The sequence below is a fragment of the Microbacterium keratanolyticum genome (assembly GCF_016907255.1).
Classification (GTDB): Bacteria; Actinomycetota; Actinomycetes; order Actinomycetales; family Microbacteriaceae; genus Microbacterium; species Microbacterium keratanolyticum.
Map to the genome: position 1 here is coordinate 1,677,675 of NZ_JAFBBQ010000001.1, position 13,920 is coordinate 1,691,594.

The 13,920-nt window shown below is 67.1% G+C and carries 14 protein-coding genes; 8 read left to right on the plus strand and 6 right to left on the minus strand.

Going from position 1 to position 13,920, the window contains the following annotated elements; genetic code table 11:
* Positions 1–2 precede the first annotated feature (2 nt).
* Positions 3–1,361 (plus strand): mannitol dehydrogenase family protein, encoded by a 1,359-nt coding sequence (locus JOD62_RS08010; RefSeq protein ID WP_271171482.1) that lies wholly within the window; start codon positions 3–5, stop codon positions 1,359–1,361.
* A gap of 118 nt (positions 1,362–1,479) precedes the next feature.
* On the opposite strand, the gene JOD62_RS08015 is transcribed toward JOD62_RS08010, so the two are convergent.
* From JOD62_RS08015 to JOD62_RS08025, 3 genes are read right to left on the minus strand one after another with little or no spacing between them, the layout of a single operon-like run.
* On the minus strand, positions 1,480–1,617 hold the full coding sequence (locus JOD62_RS08015; RefSeq protein WP_204938765.1) for a hypothetical protein: 138 nt from the start codon (positions 1,615–1,617) through the stop codon (positions 1,480–1,482).
* Entirely contained in the window at positions 1,614–3,941 is a 2,328-nt protein-coding gene (gene purL, locus JOD62_RS08020) for a phosphoribosylformylglycinamidine synthase subunit PurL (protein ID WP_204938766.1), read from the minus strand. Before purL ends, JOD62_RS08015 begins: the two co-directional genes overlap by 4 nt.
* A 34-nt stretch (positions 3,942–3,975) precedes the next feature.
* Positions 3,976–4,953: a helix-turn-helix transcriptional regulator gene (locus JOD62_RS08025; RefSeq protein ID WP_204938767.1), complete on the minus strand. Its 978-nt coding sequence runs from the start codon at positions 4,951–4,953 to the stop codon at positions 3,976–3,978.
* Positions 4,954–5,060: 107 nt separating this feature from the next.
* On the opposite strand from JOD62_RS08025, the gene JOD62_RS08030 reads away from it, so the two are divergent.
* The 3 genes from JOD62_RS08030 (at position 5,061) to JOD62_RS08040 (ending at position 7,016) form a co-directional block, all read left to right on the plus strand.
* Positions 5,061–5,516, plus strand: coding sequence for a VOC family protein (locus JOD62_RS08030; RefSeq protein WP_204938768.1), 456 nt, complete (start codon positions 5,061–5,063; stop codon positions 5,514–5,516).
* Between the two features lie 148 nt (positions 5,517–5,664).
* Positions 5,665–6,201, plus strand: a complete 537-nt coding sequence (locus JOD62_RS08035) for a hypothetical protein (protein WP_204938769.1) — start codon at positions 5,665–5,667, stop codon at positions 6,199–6,201.
* Positions 6,186–7,016: a hypothetical protein gene (locus tag JOD62_RS08040; protein WP_204938770.1), complete on the plus strand. Its 831-nt coding sequence runs from the start codon at positions 6,186–6,188 to the stop codon at positions 7,014–7,016. The genes JOD62_RS08035 and JOD62_RS08040 overlap by 16 nt, the downstream gene beginning before the upstream one ends.
* 52 nt (positions 7,017–7,068) lie before the next feature.
* Here JOD62_RS08040 and JOD62_RS08045 read toward each other — a convergent pair whose 3' ends face one another.
* Together JOD62_RS08045 and JOD62_RS08050 are read right to left on the minus strand one after the other, a co-directional pair.
* Entirely contained in the window at positions 7,069–7,551 is a 483-nt protein-coding gene (locus tag JOD62_RS08045; protein WP_204938771.1) for a pyridoxamine 5'-phosphate oxidase family protein, read from the minus strand.
* A gap of 145 nt (positions 7,552–7,696) precedes the next feature.
* Complete coding sequence (locus tag JOD62_RS08050; RefSeq protein ID WP_204938772.1) at positions 7,697–8,665, minus strand: sugar-binding transcriptional regulator; 969 nt, start codon at positions 8,663–8,665, stop codon at positions 7,697–7,699.
* A 167-nt stretch (positions 8,666–8,832) separates the two neighbouring features.
* Between JOD62_RS08050 and JOD62_RS08055 the strand changes: the two genes are divergently transcribed.
* From JOD62_RS08055 to JOD62_RS08070, 4 genes are read left to right on the plus strand one after another with little or no spacing between them, the layout of a single operon-like run.
* On the plus strand, positions 8,833–10,194 hold the full coding sequence (locus tag JOD62_RS08055) for an MFS transporter (RefSeq protein WP_204938773.1): 1,362 nt from the start codon (positions 8,833–8,835) through the stop codon (positions 10,192–10,194).
* Positions 10,191–11,624, plus strand: coding sequence for a sulfatase family protein (locus JOD62_RS08060; protein WP_204938774.1), 1,434 nt, complete (start codon positions 10,191–10,193; stop codon positions 11,622–11,624). The genes JOD62_RS08055 and JOD62_RS08060 overlap by 4 nt, the downstream gene beginning before the upstream one ends.
* Positions 11,624–12,655: an NAD(P)-dependent alcohol dehydrogenase gene (locus JOD62_RS08065; RefSeq protein ID WP_204938775.1), complete on the plus strand. Its 1,032-nt coding sequence runs from the start codon at positions 11,624–11,626 to the stop codon at positions 12,653–12,655. Before JOD62_RS08060 ends, JOD62_RS08065 begins: the two co-directional genes overlap by 1 nt.
* Positions 12,652–13,581: a carbohydrate kinase family protein gene (locus JOD62_RS08070; RefSeq protein WP_204938776.1), complete on the plus strand. Its 930-nt coding sequence runs from the start codon at positions 12,652–12,654 to the stop codon at positions 13,579–13,581. Before JOD62_RS08065 ends, JOD62_RS08070 begins: the two co-directional genes overlap by 4 nt.
* On the opposite strand, the gene JOD62_RS08075 is transcribed toward JOD62_RS08070, so the two are convergent.
* Positions 13,578–13,904, minus strand: a complete 327-nt coding sequence (locus tag JOD62_RS08075) for a DsrE family protein (RefSeq protein WP_204938777.1) — start codon at positions 13,902–13,904, stop codon at positions 13,578–13,580. The genes JOD62_RS08070 and JOD62_RS08075 overlap by 4 nt on opposite strands.
* Between the last annotated feature and the right edge of the window lie 16 nt (positions 13,905–13,920).

Sequence of the window (13,920 nt, forward strand, 5' to 3'; positions counted from 1 at the left end):
CCGTGCGGATCGTCCACCTGGGTCTCGGGGCCTTCCACCGCGCGCATCAGGCCTGGTACACGGCCCGCGCTGCGGATGCCTCCGAGTGGGGGATCGCTGCTTTCACCGGTCGCGGTCCCGAGACGGCGCGCGTGCTCGCAGAGCAGGATGGCGTGTACACCCTGGTCGAGCGCGGAGCCGCGCACGACCGCTTCGAGATCATCGGCTCCATCGTCGAGACACGGGATGCATCGGAGACGACGGCGCTGCGGCGGCTGGTGAGCGACCCCGCAGTGACGGTCGTGACGCTCACCGTGACCGAGAAGGGATACCGGCTGGGGCCGGACGGCACGCTCGACCCGGGCGATGCCGATGTTCGTGCAGACATCGCCACGCTGCAGGCGGCTTCGCGCGGTGGTGGAGTGCCCGACGGCGCGCTTCGGACGATGCCGGCGCGGCTGTTCTGGGCGCTGGACGGGCGGTTCGCTCTGCGCGACGACGCGATCATCGCCGTGGTCTCCTGTGACAACCTGCCGGGCAACGGGGCAGCAGCGCGCGCCGCGATCGAGGGTGTCGCGACGGTCGTACACGGTTCTGTGCCCGCATGGCTGGATGCCGGCGTCGATTGGATCGAGACGTCGATCGACAGGATCACACCGCGCACGACCACGCGCGACCTCGCCATCGTCGAGGAGAACTGCCGGTACGTGGATCGTTCCCCGGTCGTCACCGAGCCGTTCTCGAGCTGGATCCTCAGCGGAGAGTTTCGAGCGGCCCGTCCGTCGTGGGAGACCGCGGGAGCGGAATTCGTTGAGGAGCTCGCACCCTTCGAGAGCCGCAAGCTCTGGATGCTGAACGGGGCGCACTCACTGCTCGCCTACGCGGGGATACTCCGTGGGCACGACACCGTCGCCGGCGCGATGGCGGACCCGATCTGCGCATCGATGGTGAACGATCTGTGGGACCTCGACGAGTCGATCCTTCGTACGTTCGACGCCGAGCTCGCCGTCGATGAGTACCGGGCAGCCCTGGTGGCCCGGTTCGAGAATCCGGCGATCGTCCATCAGCTGCGCCAGATCGCCGCAGACGGCAGCGTCAAGCTGCGCGTTCGGATCGCCGACCCGATACTGCGCGCGCGGGCTGCGGGTGGTGCGGGCGATGCGGGTCTTCGTGTGATCGCCGCATGGATCCGCTTCGTGCGGGATGAACTCGCGCGGGGGCACGCGATCGACGACGTCGCCGCCGACGAGCTCGCCCGGCGCGCAGCATCCGAGGATCCGATCGCAGCTCTGCTGGGAATGATCGCATCGGAGCTGGCGGACGACCCGCACAGCCTGGCGCGCGTCCGCGCGCAGGTCGGCGAAGGCGTGGCCATCGGCTGATGGTCGTGCGCGACTCTGCGCAGCGGATCGCGACCGTGACGTGCGGCGATCTGGGGAGTTGATCTTACGAAGAAGGCGGGCACCCCTCAGGGATGCCCGCCTTCTTATGTGTTGCGAATCAGCCGAAGATCAGCGTCAGCACGGTCGCGCCGCCGCCGACGAGGATGAGCGATGCGATCACGACCCATGCGACGATGCGGATGCGCCGGTTGCGCTTGTCGCCGAGGTCGCCGTAGTCCTCGCTGAGGTCGCTCATGCGACGGGCTCGGTGACGGTCGGGCCGAAGGCGGCGGTGAGCGTGGCCTTCGAGGTCTCGCGCAGCTCGGCGACGGATGCCGTGAAGACATCCTGGATCTCGAGCTGCGGCTCGCTGTCGGTGACGCCGATGCGCAGGACCGGGTAGCCCCGGCCTTCGCAGAGACCGCGGAACTTCACGTCGTCTTCGCGGGGAACGGTCACGATGACACGGCCGGTGGACTCGGAGAAGAGGGCGGATGCGGCATCCACACCATCTCGCTCCATGAGCTCGGTCAGCCAGACGCGTGCTCCGACGCCGAAGCGCATGACGCCCTCGGCGAGGGCCTGGCCGAGGCCGCCCTCGGACAGGTCGTGTGCCGAGGAGATCAGCCACTCGTCGCGCGCTGCGCCGATGAGACCGGCGAGGCGACGCTCGGCCGCCAGGTCGACCTTCGGGGGCAGGCCGCCGAGGTGGTTGTGCACGGTGTCGGCCCAGGCCGAGCCGGAGAGCTCGGTCGAGGTGGTGCCGAGCAGGTAGATGTTCTGCCCCTCGTCCTGCCAGCCCGACGGGATGCGACGCGAGACGTCTTCCATGATTCCCATGACGCCGACGAGCGGGGTCGGGTGGATCGGGGTGTCGCCGGTCTGGTTGTAGAAGGAGACGTTTCCACCGGTGACGGGGGTGCCCAGCTGGAAGCATCCGTCCGCCAGACCATCGACGGTCTGCCCGAACTGCCACATGACCTCGGGGTTCTCGGGGGAGCCGAAGTTGAGGCAGTCGGTGATCGCGGTGGGGGTGGCACCCGTGACGGCGACGTTGCGGTACGCCTCGGCGAGCGCGAGCTGTGCGCCCGCGTACGGGTCGAGCTGGCAGTAGCGGCCGTTGGCGTCGGTCGAGATCGCGAAGCCCAGGCCGGTCTCTTCGTCGACGCGAATCATGCCGGCGTCATCGGGGAAGGCGAGGGCCGTGTTGCCGAGCACGTAGTAGTCGTACTGGTTGGTGATCCAGCTGGTGTCGGCCAGGTTCGGCGAACCGACGAGCGCGAGGAACTGCTCCTTGAGCTCTTCCGGGTCGTTCGAACGGGGAAGGTTCTCGGCAGCATCCGCCTGCAGTGCGTCGATCCACGTCGGGTAGGCGACCGGACGGTCGTAGACCGGGCCGTCGACAGCCACGGTCGACGGGTCGACGTCGACGATGCGCTCGCCCTGCCAGTCGATCGTGAGGCGTCCGTCGCCGGTGACCTCGCCGATCACGCTGGTCTCGACCTCCCACTTGTTCACGACGGCCATGAAGGCGTCGATCTTCTCGGGGGAGACGATGGCCATCATGCGCTCCTGCGACTCCGACATGAGGATCTCCTCGGCCGTGAGCGTGGGGTCGCGCAGCAGCACGTTGTCGAGCGAGACCTTCATGCCGCTGTTGCCGTTGGCGGCCAGCTCGCTGGTCGCACAGGAGATGCCGGCGGCACCGAGGTCCTGGATGGCCTCGACGAGCTCGGCCTTGTAGAGCTCGAGGCAGCACTCGATGAGCACCTTCTCAGCGAAGGGGTCGCCCACCTGCACCGCGGGGCGCTTGGTGGGGCCGCCGTCGTCGAAGGAGTCGGAGGCAAGGATGGATGCTCCGCCGATGCCGTCGCCACCGGTGCGTGCGCCGAAGAGCACGACCAGGTTGCCGACGCCCGTGGCGTTGGCGAGCTTGAGGTCTTCGTGGCGCAGGACGCCGACCGCGAGCGCGTTGACGAGGGGGTTGGCCTGGTAGACGCCGTCGAAGATGGTCTCGCCGCCGATGTTCGGCAGGCCGAGGCAGTTGCCGTAGAAGCTGATGCCGCTGGTCACGCCGTGCACGACGCGCGCCGTGTCGGGGTGGTTGATGTCCCCGAAGCGCAGGGCGTCCATGACGGCGACCGGGCGTGCGCCCATCGAGATGATGTCGCGGACGATGCCGCCGATGCCCGTTGCCGCACCCTGGAAGGGCTCGATGAACGACGGGTGGTTGTGCGACTCGGCCTTGAAGGTGACGGCCCAGCCCTCTCCGATGTCGACGACGCCGGCGTTCTGGCCCATGCCGACCATGAGGCGCTCGCGCATCTCATCCGACACCTTCTCGCCGAAGCGACGCAGGTAGTTCTTGGACGACTTGTAGGAGCAGTGCTCCGACCACATGACTGAGTACATCGCCAGCTCACCCGAGGTGGGGCGGCGGCCGAGGATCTCCTTGATACGCGCGTACTCGTCGGGCTTCAGGCCCAGCGCGGCGTACGGCTGCTCCTTCTCCGGAGTGGCGATCGCGTTCGAGACAGAGTCGGGAACATGCTTCTTGACGGATGCTTCGGGGGTGGTCACGCGCACTCCAAGGGAAAGGGCCGGCGGGGCAGGTTCAGTCTACCGGCGCGAACTGGGCGTGACGCGTGGGTTGCGCGGCGTCCGCGAAGCGCGCGGCGAGAGCGGCGGCGGATGCGCGAAGCGGCTCCGGCCCGACGATGTGGAAGGGCGCGTCGAAGCGGGCTGCCTGGGCGAGAACGCCGGCCCACGACCAGGATCCGATGGTGATCTCTGTGGATGCGTCGCCGACGGCGCGTAGCTGTCCGTCGCCGATCCACGGGGCGACGGCCTGCGGGGGCAGCTCTATTCGCACAGTGCCGGTGCACGGCCACCGGTTCTCAGATGCCGAGCCCTTTGACCGTGCCGCGAGGAACGTCTCGGCATCGGGTGACGGCAGGCTGCGCGGGGTGAAGCGCGGCCCTGCTGGTGTGCGCGGCAGCATCCGATCCATCCGGAAGATGCGCCAGTCCTCGCGCTCAAGATCCCACGCGATCAGATACCAGAGGCCCGCGCGAGCGACGACGTCGTGCGGCTCGGTGCGTCGCGGCGGTCGGTCGGATGCCTCGCCGTAGTCGAACCGCAGGATCTGCTGAGCACGCACGGCGGCGGCGACGGCTTCGAGCACGGCGGGGTCGACACGTGCCTGCGCCGAGGAGTCGGTGAACTGGATGCCGTCGACGCGGTGACGCAGACGCGAGGGCATCACCTGACGCACCGTGGCGAGTGCGCGGGATGCAGCCTCATCGATGTCGATGCCGCTGGAGGGGATGCTGCGCAGAGCCACGGCGATCGCGACGGCCTGCGCCTCGTCGAAGAGGAGGGGCGGAAGCTCGGACCCGGCTTCGAGCGTGTACCCGCTGTGCGGACCCTTGCCGGAGGTGACGCGGTAGCCGAGGGCGCGCAGGCGCTCGACGTCGCGTCGCACGGTGCGGGCGCTCACCTCCATGCGCTCGGCGAGGACGTGACTCGGCCACTCCCGTCGAGCCTGCAAGAGAGACAGCAGCGCGAGGAGGCGATCAGTCGGACCGGACATGGTCTCATTCTGCGTGAAGTAGCGGACAGGAACAGGCCGCTTCTGTTGGGAACGTGGGTTGTGACGCAGCATCCGCTCGTCGACGGGATCAACCGAAAGGCCCTCTCATGGCGCTGACGACCACTACTCATCTCAACTTCCGCGGCACCGCTCGGGCGGCACTCGAGTTCTACCAGCGAGTCTTCGGAGGGGACTTGTCGATCGCCACCTACGGCGACTTCGGCGCGCCCGCGGGAACGCCTGGCGCCGATGGCGTCGTTTTCGGGGTGCTGAACGGCGCCGTGCGGCTCATGGCGTACGACGTTCCTGGCGGCGACGGCGCGAGCGTGGATGTCGCGAGCGTGGCGGGCTCGACCCGTCGGGAGAACGGGATGACGTTCACCGATCGCGCGTTCTTCCAGTCGCTGCGCGCGGACTCGTTGGAGGAGGCGACCGCGTCGTGGGAGGCGCTCGCTGACGGCGCGAACATCATCGAACCCCTCACCGCCTCAGCCTGGTCGGCAGGCTTCGGCATGCTGACGGACCGGTTCGGAGTCACCTGGGTGGTCGACGTCGCCGCGTAACTGACGTGATCACCTGAGAGGAGGCTTGGTCGGTTCTCCGAGCGCAGAACCGACCGAAGTCTCCTCTCATGTCGGAGCGCTCCGTGTCGGGTGAGTGGGCTGTGGAAAACTCCGGATGAGGCGGATGCTGCGCGGTTACCGTGGACGGATGATCACCCGCACACGCCCCGTCGTTGCGTTCACCCTCTTGCTCGTCGCGTTGGGCATGATCAGCGGGTGCGCCCCGCAGGCAGAGCCGGAACCGACGCCCAGCGCCGTGTTCGCCAGCGAGGAAGAAGCCTTCAAGGCGGCGGAGGAGACTTATCGGGCGTACAACGAGGTTTTCAACAATCTGAACTATCAGGATCTCGTCACGCTCGAGCCACTCGCGGAGCTCTCGACGCCGGAGAACTTCGCGTTGGAACGGAAAGCTGTGTCGGAGTTCGGGGCAGAGGGCATCGTTCGCGGCGGAAGGGCCGAAGTCGAGTGGTTCCGCCCTCAGGCCTACAAAGTGGGCGAGAGCTTGACCGCATGGTCGTGTATCAACATCAGCGCAACGACGTTCGTGGATTCGAGCGGCACGTCGATCGTCCCCTCGACGAGACCGAAGCGGTATGCGCTTGAAGTTGTCATGGTCTTGTACCGGAAGCAGTGGGTCGTTTCGGAAACGAGTGAGATGGAGGATCCGAGTTGTCCACCGTCTTGATCACGGCATACGTATTGGCGGTCGTCGCGGCACCAGCGCCCGCTGAGTTGAAGTCGGTTTCGTGCCCAACTGTCGTAAAGCAGGCCCTTGGTTACTGCCCAGGTATCAGCGTTGACGATGACGGCCTCGGAGTCGGCGGCGAGCAGGACACCGGGGGTGGCCCGGGAAGCCCTGGCGACGACGGCGGCTCAGGCGGTGACGACGACGGTTCGGGCAACGAGGTTGAGGCTGGGCCTCCGGCGGTCGTGCCCTTCGATCCCGAGGACTGCTTCCGGGGCTCCGACAATCTGAGTCCCAACATGTACTGTCCCCAGCCCGGCGAGGACCCGCTCCCGGTGATCACGATTCGCGACCTGGTGCGTTTCGTTCCGTCGGACAGCACAATTGCCGCTGAGCCCAACAACCTCGGCGTCGCAGGCCTGGCGACGAACTTCGTGGCGAACGCCCGGACGACGGTCGTCGAGGCGACCCTCTTCAACCGTCTGATCAGCGTCGAATTCACGCCGGTCGAGTATGACTTCGACTACGGCGACGGCGCAGCCGCAAGCCACGCCACGGGCGGAGCATCCTGGGAGTCCCTCGGACTCGCGCAGTTCACGCCGACCGATACGAGCCACGTTTACCTCGACCGCGGCACGTACACGGCGAGCATCACCGTCGACTACACGGCCCGTATCAACTTCGGATTCGGCTGGTTGCCGGTGGAGGGCACCGTCGCCGGGCCACCCGCGTCGCAGAGCATCCAGATCTTCGAAGCTCGCACCGCGCTTGTCGACCGCACATGCGACGAGGACCCCAAGGCCGCGGGCTGCTGAACGCATACGGAGGGGCGACGGTGCTCGCGCACCGTCGCCCCTCCGGCGAAATCTAGAGCTCGACCTTGCCGCTCTCTCCGCCGTCATAGGTCTCACCGGTGAGCTTCGCCTTCACCAGGCTGAAGACCGACGCGATCCTTCCGCCCGGCGTATCCCAGTACTGGGCCGACTCGGCGGCGAAACGCAGAATTCCGATGTCCGGATCCTCCGGTCCTTCGGGGAACCACGCCTCGACGAACGGGTTCCACAGGTCCTTGATCTTCTCCCGGTCGTCGCTCAGCCATGCGGTGCCCGACAGCGACAGCCAGGCATCGTCAGAACTCATCGAGACGTTGGCCTCTGCGTCCGCAGCGAGGTCCTTCACCGGGGAGGAGCTCTTCGAAACGAGGAACCAGAGATCCCCGTCGAACTCCGCCTCTTGGACGGTGAGCGGATGCGCGACCAGCTTTCCATCCGCATGCTTCGTGGTCAGCATGGCGAAGCGGAACTTCTTGATCAGTGTGGCGATCTTCTCGCGGTCTGTGGTGTCGGTCATGATTCACGCCCTTCTCGATCGGATACGGGTGTCCGAACACTCTCGCCGCGGAGGCGGGATTGCGCGAGGGGGTTGCGATATCGCCTTCCACCTACTACCGGGCTCCAGTCCTCGCGCGGTGGTGCCGCGCGACGCCAGTCGGTGATCAGTGCGTGTTCTCGGTCCCCAGAATCGCGCGGGCCAGCAGCTCGTCGGCGACCAGCACGTCGATGAGTCCCGACCGTGCGGCGGCCGTCGTGGCCGCCGCACGGTGGCTGCCGTACGAGGTCGCGATGATGTGCGGAACGTCGCGCAGTGCGTCCAGCGTCGCGCCGATCACGCGGTCATCGATGTCACTGCTGACGCAGCGCCCCTCGGCGTCGAACACTCGACCCGACACCTCTCCGACGGCCCCTGCGCTGCGCGCGGCTTCCGCCATCTCGCGCGGCACGATCGGATAGAGGGCAGACCCCGTCTCCTCCCACGTCCCCACCGAGACAACGGCGACATCCAGCGACGACACCCGCTCCAGACATTCGGCGATCTCCGGCTGCTGTCGCAGCGCCGCGGCAGCGTCCAGATCGCCGACGAACAGCGGGGCGTACATCGGGTGCGCGGTGCCCTCAGCGACGCGGGCGACCTGGCGGATGACCTCGACAGAACCGAGCCGATCTCCAGAGAACGTGAGAGCGCCCGCAAGCTGTACGACATCACAGGGGGCAAGCCGGTCGAGGTGATGGGTCATCGCCTCGATCGCCCGACTCCAGGTCAGGCCGATCGTCTGCCCGGCGTGCACCTCTTCGGCGAGGAGCGCGGCGAGTGCCCGCCCGATCCCGTCGATCGTCGGCGAATGCGCGGACTCATCCGCACGCGAGATCACGATCGCCGACTTCAGGCGCAGGTGTGCGGCCAGGCGGCGTCCGAGTTCCTCGTTCTCCTCGCTCGGGTCTCCGACCTGGATCCGCACGAAACCGCGGGTGCGCGCGGTGGAGATCAGACGTGCCACCTGCCACCGGGAGAGGCCGGTCTCGGCGGCGATCTGCACCTTCGAGTGGTCGTCGAGGTAGTACGAGCGGGCGACCCGGAGCATCAGCTCGTCGTCGAACAACTCGACAGAAGGGGGTTGCGTCGCCACGGGGAGCCTTTCGTCGGGCGTGGATGCCACCGCATCAACGCGCTCATATGAGCACAACTCTAGTGCTCAGAATTGAACTTTGGGCAGGTGCGTCGTACGTTAACCAGACCCGCGCTCAAACGTGAGCCTAGGTATGCTCAAAAGTGAGACACCCCTGGAGGAATCCCATGACCGCACCCACCCGTGGCACAGTCGCCGCTCGGGCTGAGGGCAAGACCGCTCGTCGCGCCACCACCGCAGCTTTCGCTGGCGCATTCATCGAGTGGTACGACTTCTATCTGTATGGCACCGCGTCGGCGCTGATCTTCCCGGCGGTCTTCTTCCCGGAGACGACTCCGGCGCTCGCGCTCATTCAGTCGTTCGCAGCCTTCGCAGTGGGCTTCCTCACACGCCCCATCGGCGCGATCCTCTTCGGTCACTTCGGTGACAAGATCGGCCGCAAGCCGATGCTGCTGCTGACCGTTCTGCTGATCGGCATCGGCACCTTCGCGATCGGCCTGATCCCGAGCGCGAACCAGATCGGCATCTGGGCTGCCGTGCTTCTGATCTTCTTCCGTCTCGTGCAGGGTGTCGGCATCGGCGGTGAGTTCGGCGGCGGATCGCTCGCTGCGCTCGAGAACGCGCCGACCGGCAAGCGTGGCCTCATGGGCAGCTTCCACCAGATGGGAACCCCCGCGGGTCTGCTCGTCTCGACGGGCGTGTTCAGCCTCGTGCAGCTTCTCCCGAAGGAAGCGCTGTTCGACTGGGGATGGCGTATCCCGTTCCTGCTCTCCGGTGTGCTCACGCTCTTCGCGTTCTACATCCGTCGTCACCTGCCTGAGACCAAGTCGTTCACGGAAGACGCAGAAGCCACCCGCAAGATTCCGTTCTTCGCCCTCATCCGCGAGAACTGGCGCGGCCTGCTCATCGGCATCGGCGCGCGTATGGCGGATGCTGTCACCTACAACGTCATCAACGTCTTCGCGATCTCGTACGCGACGATGTACATGGGTCTCGACAGCAGCTACATCCTGACCGGCTTCATCATCTCGGCCGCCGTGCAGATGTGCATCCTGCCCTTCATCGGTGCGCTCTCTGACCGCATCGGTCGCCGCCCGGTCTACATCGCCGGCATCGTGATCTGTGCCGTCGGCGCGCTGTTCTACTTCCCGGCGCTGCAGGTGGGCAACCCCGTCCTCACCTGGGCGATGATCATCCTCATCCACGCTGTCGGCACCGGAAGCATGTTCGCCATCCAGGGCGCGTTCTTCGCGGAGCTGTTCGGCACGCGCATGCGCTACACCGGCCTCGGCGTCGTCTACCAGGGCTCGGCCCTGCTCGGCGGTGCACCGACCCCGGCGATCGCCCTGGGCCTGAGCCTGGCGTTCGGCTCGTACTGGCCGGCCGTCATCTACCTCGTTGCCATCTGCCTCATCAGCATCGTGTGCGTCTGGCTGGCCGGTGAGACCAGCCGCGTCGACCTCAACCAGGTCGGACGCGCGCGTACCGCTGTCAAGGCCAGTGCAGCGGCCCTCAAGGAGAACGCATGACAACCCGCCCGAACATCGTGCTGATCATGACCGATCAGCAGCGCTACGACTCGATCGCAGCCCTCGGTCATGACCACGCGGTCACCCCTGTGCTCGACCGCCTGGTCAATGAGGGAGCTGCGTTCACGAACACGTACGTCGCAAGCCCCTCGTGCGCGCCGAGCCGCGCGAGCCTGTTCACGGGTCTGTACCCGCACAGCTCGGGCGTGCTGCGCAACGACGACCCGTGGAAGCACTCCTGGGTCGAGCTGCTGGCGGATGCGGGCTACCGCACCACCAGCATCGGCAAGATGCACACGTACCCGTACGAGGCTCCGGTCGGTTTCAAGGAGCGCCACGTCATCGAGAACAAGGATCGGGCGCACCCGAACCTGCCCTACTTCCTGGACAACTGGGACAAGGCGTTCTGGATCCGTGGGCTCGAGAAGCCGAGCCGTGTCACCTACCGTGATCTGCCCGACTACGAAGAGCGCCTCGGTGCCTTCGAATGGGAGCTGCCGGAGGACATGCACGCCGACAACTTCGTCGGCGGTCTTGCCGAGCACTGGCTGCGCACCTACCCGAACCGCGATGAGCCGTTCTTCCTGCAGATCGGGTTCCCCGGGCCGCACCCGCCCTACGACCCCACTCCGCGGCACCTCGACCCGTTCCGGGACAAGGACATGCCGGAGGTGCCGCGGTCGCAGGAAGACCTGGACAGCCAGCCGACGCCGCTCAAGGAGCTGCGCAAGCACCACCAGGCGAACGATCACGACGCGATCGTCATGCTGGAGAACCCCACGCTCGAGCAGCTGCAGCGTCAGCGCCGCCACTACTTCGCGAACGTCGCGATGATCGATGAGAAGGTCGGCGATCTGATCACGGCTCTCGACGAGCGCGGTGTGCTCGACAACACGATCATCGTGTTCACCTCGGACCACGGGGACGCCCTCGGCGACCACGGGCACTCGCAGAAGTGGAACATGTACGAGGGGTCGGTGAAGGTGCCCGGGATCATCTGGGGCCCGCCCTACCTTCGCGGGGCACAGGTGCACGACGGTCTCATCTCGCTCATGGACTTCGCGCCGACGATCCTCGAGTTCGCGGGCATCACGCCTCCCGCCTGGATGGAGGCGGACTCCCTTGTCCCGGCCCTCTCGGGTGAGAAGTGGGAGGGTCGCGAGTACGTGTTCAGCGAGCATGCCCGTGACTTCATCCTCACCGAGACGGCGCTCATGACGATGGTGCGCGACGCGCGCTACAAGCTCGTCGACTTCATCGACTATGACGAGGGTCAGCTCTTCGACCTGCAGGAAGACCCTCGTGAAGAGATCAACCTGTGGGCCGAGCCGCAGCACGCCGAGACGCGTGTGCGTCTGGAGAAGGCCATCGCGCGCTGGCGCGCCGAAAGCTCGATGCACACGGCCACCTGGGGGAAGGACTTCCGTTGATGGATGCTCGTACGACGATTCCGGAGCGCATGCGCGCCTCTGAGCTGCTCGCGCAGGACTCGCTGACGGTCGGCGATCGGCCTGTGCCCGTTCCTGCCGCCGATGAGGTGCTGATCCGCGTCGCCTCTGTGGGCGTCTGCGGTTCGGACACGCACTACTTCACGCACGGTCGCATCGGTCCGTTCGTCGTCGAGCAGCCCCTGGTGCTCGGCCACGAGGCATCCGGAGTCATTGTCGCGGTGGGCGAGGGAGTGGATGCTGCGCGCGTCGGCTCGCGCGTCTCGATCGAGCCGCAGCGGGCGTGCCGTGTCTGCGAGCAGTGCAAGAAGGGCGCATACAACCTGTGCCCCGAGATGCAGTTCTTCGCGACGCCGCCGATCGACGGTGCGTTCGCCGAGTACGTGACGATTCAGAGCGACTATGCGCACGACATCCCCGACAGCGTGTCCGCGCATGCGGCAGCTCTCATGGAGCCGCTGTCGGTGGGGATCTGGGCGTGTCAGAAGGCGGGTGTGACCGCGGGTTCTCGGGTTCTCATCGCCGGTGCTGGTCCGATCGGACTCGTCACGGCGCAGGTCGCACGCGCTTTCGGCGCGACCGAGATCATCATCACCGATATCTCGGAAGAGCGCCTCGCGGTTGCCGCGCAGCATGGCGCGACGCGTGCCCTGCACGCGAGCGAGTCTGTCGAAGAGATGACCGTTGACGCGTTCATCGATGCGTCGGGTGCGGGCCCCGCGATCCGCGCCGGGATCCCCGCGGTGAAGCCGGCTGGGCGGATCGTGCTGGTCGGCCTCGGCGCCGACGAGCTGACCCTGCCGGTCAACCTGCTGCAGAACCGTGAGCTGTGGCTCACCGGTGTCTTCCGCTACGCGAACACGTGGCCGCTGGCGATCGAGCTCGTCGCAGCGGGCCGCGTGAACCTCGATGCGCTCGTCACGCACACCTTCGGGTTGGACGACGTGGAGAACGCGCTCATGGCCGGACGGATCCCCGGAGCACTGAAGGCCATCGTCGAGCCGTGGCGATGAGCAGGAGCCGGCTCGTCGTGATCGGCGAGTCTCTGGTCGATGTGATCGTCGAACCCTCCGGAACGCGCACCGCGCGACCGGGGGGTTCGCCCATGAACGTCGCGATCGGCGTGGCGCGCCTGGGCATTGAGGCGACGCTGATCACCGCGTTCGGCGGCGACGCCTACGGTGCGCTCGTGCGGGAGCACATCGAGCGCGAGGGTGTGGAGCTGCTCAACGGGGGTCGGGAGGAACGTGCGACCAACGAAGCCATCGCCACACTGGGTGCGGATGGTGCGGCCACCTACGTCTTCCGACTCGAGAACCACGTGCAGGATGCCGCCGCACTGCTCACCGAGCGCGAGATCACGCACCTGCATGTCGGATCGCTCACCGCGATCACCGACGAGGAGTGGGTCGGCACCCTCGCGGCCGTGAATGCCGCACGCTCGTCGGCCACGGTCAGCTACGACCCGAACTGCCGCCCGGACTTCGGTGTCTCCGTCGACGATGCGCGCACCCGCGTGGAGGCGTTCGCCGCAGCATCCGACATCATCAAGGCCAGCGACGAAGACCTCATCTGGCTGTACCCGGGCGAGGAGTTCGACGTGATCGCCAAGCGCTGGCTCGCCGGCGGGGCGCGCCTCGTCGTCGTGACGCAGGGGGATGGCGGGCCAGTCGGCTACACAACGGGGCTTCGTGTGAGCGTCGCCACTCCACGAATCGACGTCACCGACACCGTCGGCGCGGGCGATTCATTCATGGCCGCGATGCTTGCCTGGTGCGACGATCACCGGATGCTGGGCCACGGCGCCCACACGCCTCTCGGCGCCGATGACCTCGGGCACCTGCTCGGCTTCGCCGCGCGCGCGGCTGCGATCACCTGCACGCGGGTCGGGGCGAACCCGCCGACGCGTGCCGAGTTGGACGCGGAGCTCCGCGCTTAGACGCGGATGTAGGCGGCGCCAGCCCACTGCGCGTCGCTGAGTGCGGCGATCGCAGAGGGCGTGGTCAGGACGCCCGGCTGCAGGGCGTCCATGGCGATGGTGTGCGCGCGCATCCCGACTTCGCAGGCCTCGACGGTTGCGAACTCGGGCAGGCGGAGTTCCTCCGCGTCGCGGGTGATCCCGGTGATCGCCGGTCCGTTGACGATGATCCGGATCTGCGCGTCGGGGTGGAAGCGGTGCAGTGTGCTCGCGGATCCGATCGCCCGGGCGACGTCGGCAGGGGCGTCGGAGACGTGGATGACGACGTCACGGGATGCGGTCATGAGGCTCCTTGCGGTG

Bases quoted from the DNA above. Each gene is read 5' to 3' on its own strand.
- JOD62_RS08015 (WP_204938765.1), bottom strand. From the start codon at position 1,617: ATGAGCGACCTCAGCGAGGACTACGGCGACCTCGGCGACAAGCGCAAC.
- JOD62_RS08025 (WP_204938767.1), bottom strand. From the start codon at position 4,953: ATGTCCGGTCCGACTGATCGCCTCCTCGCGCTGCTGTCTCTCTTGCAG.
- JOD62_RS08030 (WP_204938768.1), top strand. From the start codon at position 5,061: ATGGCGCTGACGACCACTACTCATCTCAACTTCCGCGGCACCGCTCGG.
- JOD62_RS08035 (WP_204938769.1), top strand. From the start codon at position 5,665: ATGATCACCCGCACACGCCCCGTCGTTGCGTTCACCCTCTTGCTCGTC.
- JOD62_RS08045 (WP_204938771.1), bottom strand. From the start codon at position 7,551: ATGACCGACACCACAGACCGCGAGAAGATCGCCACACTGATCAAGAAG.
- JOD62_RS08055 (WP_204938773.1), top strand. From the start codon at position 8,833: ATGACCGCACCCACCCGTGGCACAGTCGCCGCTCGGGCTGAGGGCAAG.
- JOD62_RS08060 (WP_204938774.1), top strand. From the start codon at position 10,191: ATGACAACCCGCCCGAACATCGTGCTGATCATGACCGATCAGCAGCGC.
- JOD62_RS08065 (WP_204938775.1), top strand. From the start codon at position 11,624: ATGGATGCTCGTACGACGATTCCGGAGCGCATGCGCGCCTCTGAGCTG.
- JOD62_RS08070 (WP_204938776.1), top strand. From the start codon at position 12,652: ATGAGCAGGAGCCGGCTCGTCGTGATCGGCGAGTCTCTGGTCGATGTG.
- JOD62_RS08075 (WP_204938777.1), bottom strand. From the start codon at position 13,904: ATGACCGCATCCCGTGACGTCGTCATCCACGTCTCCGACGCCCCTGCC.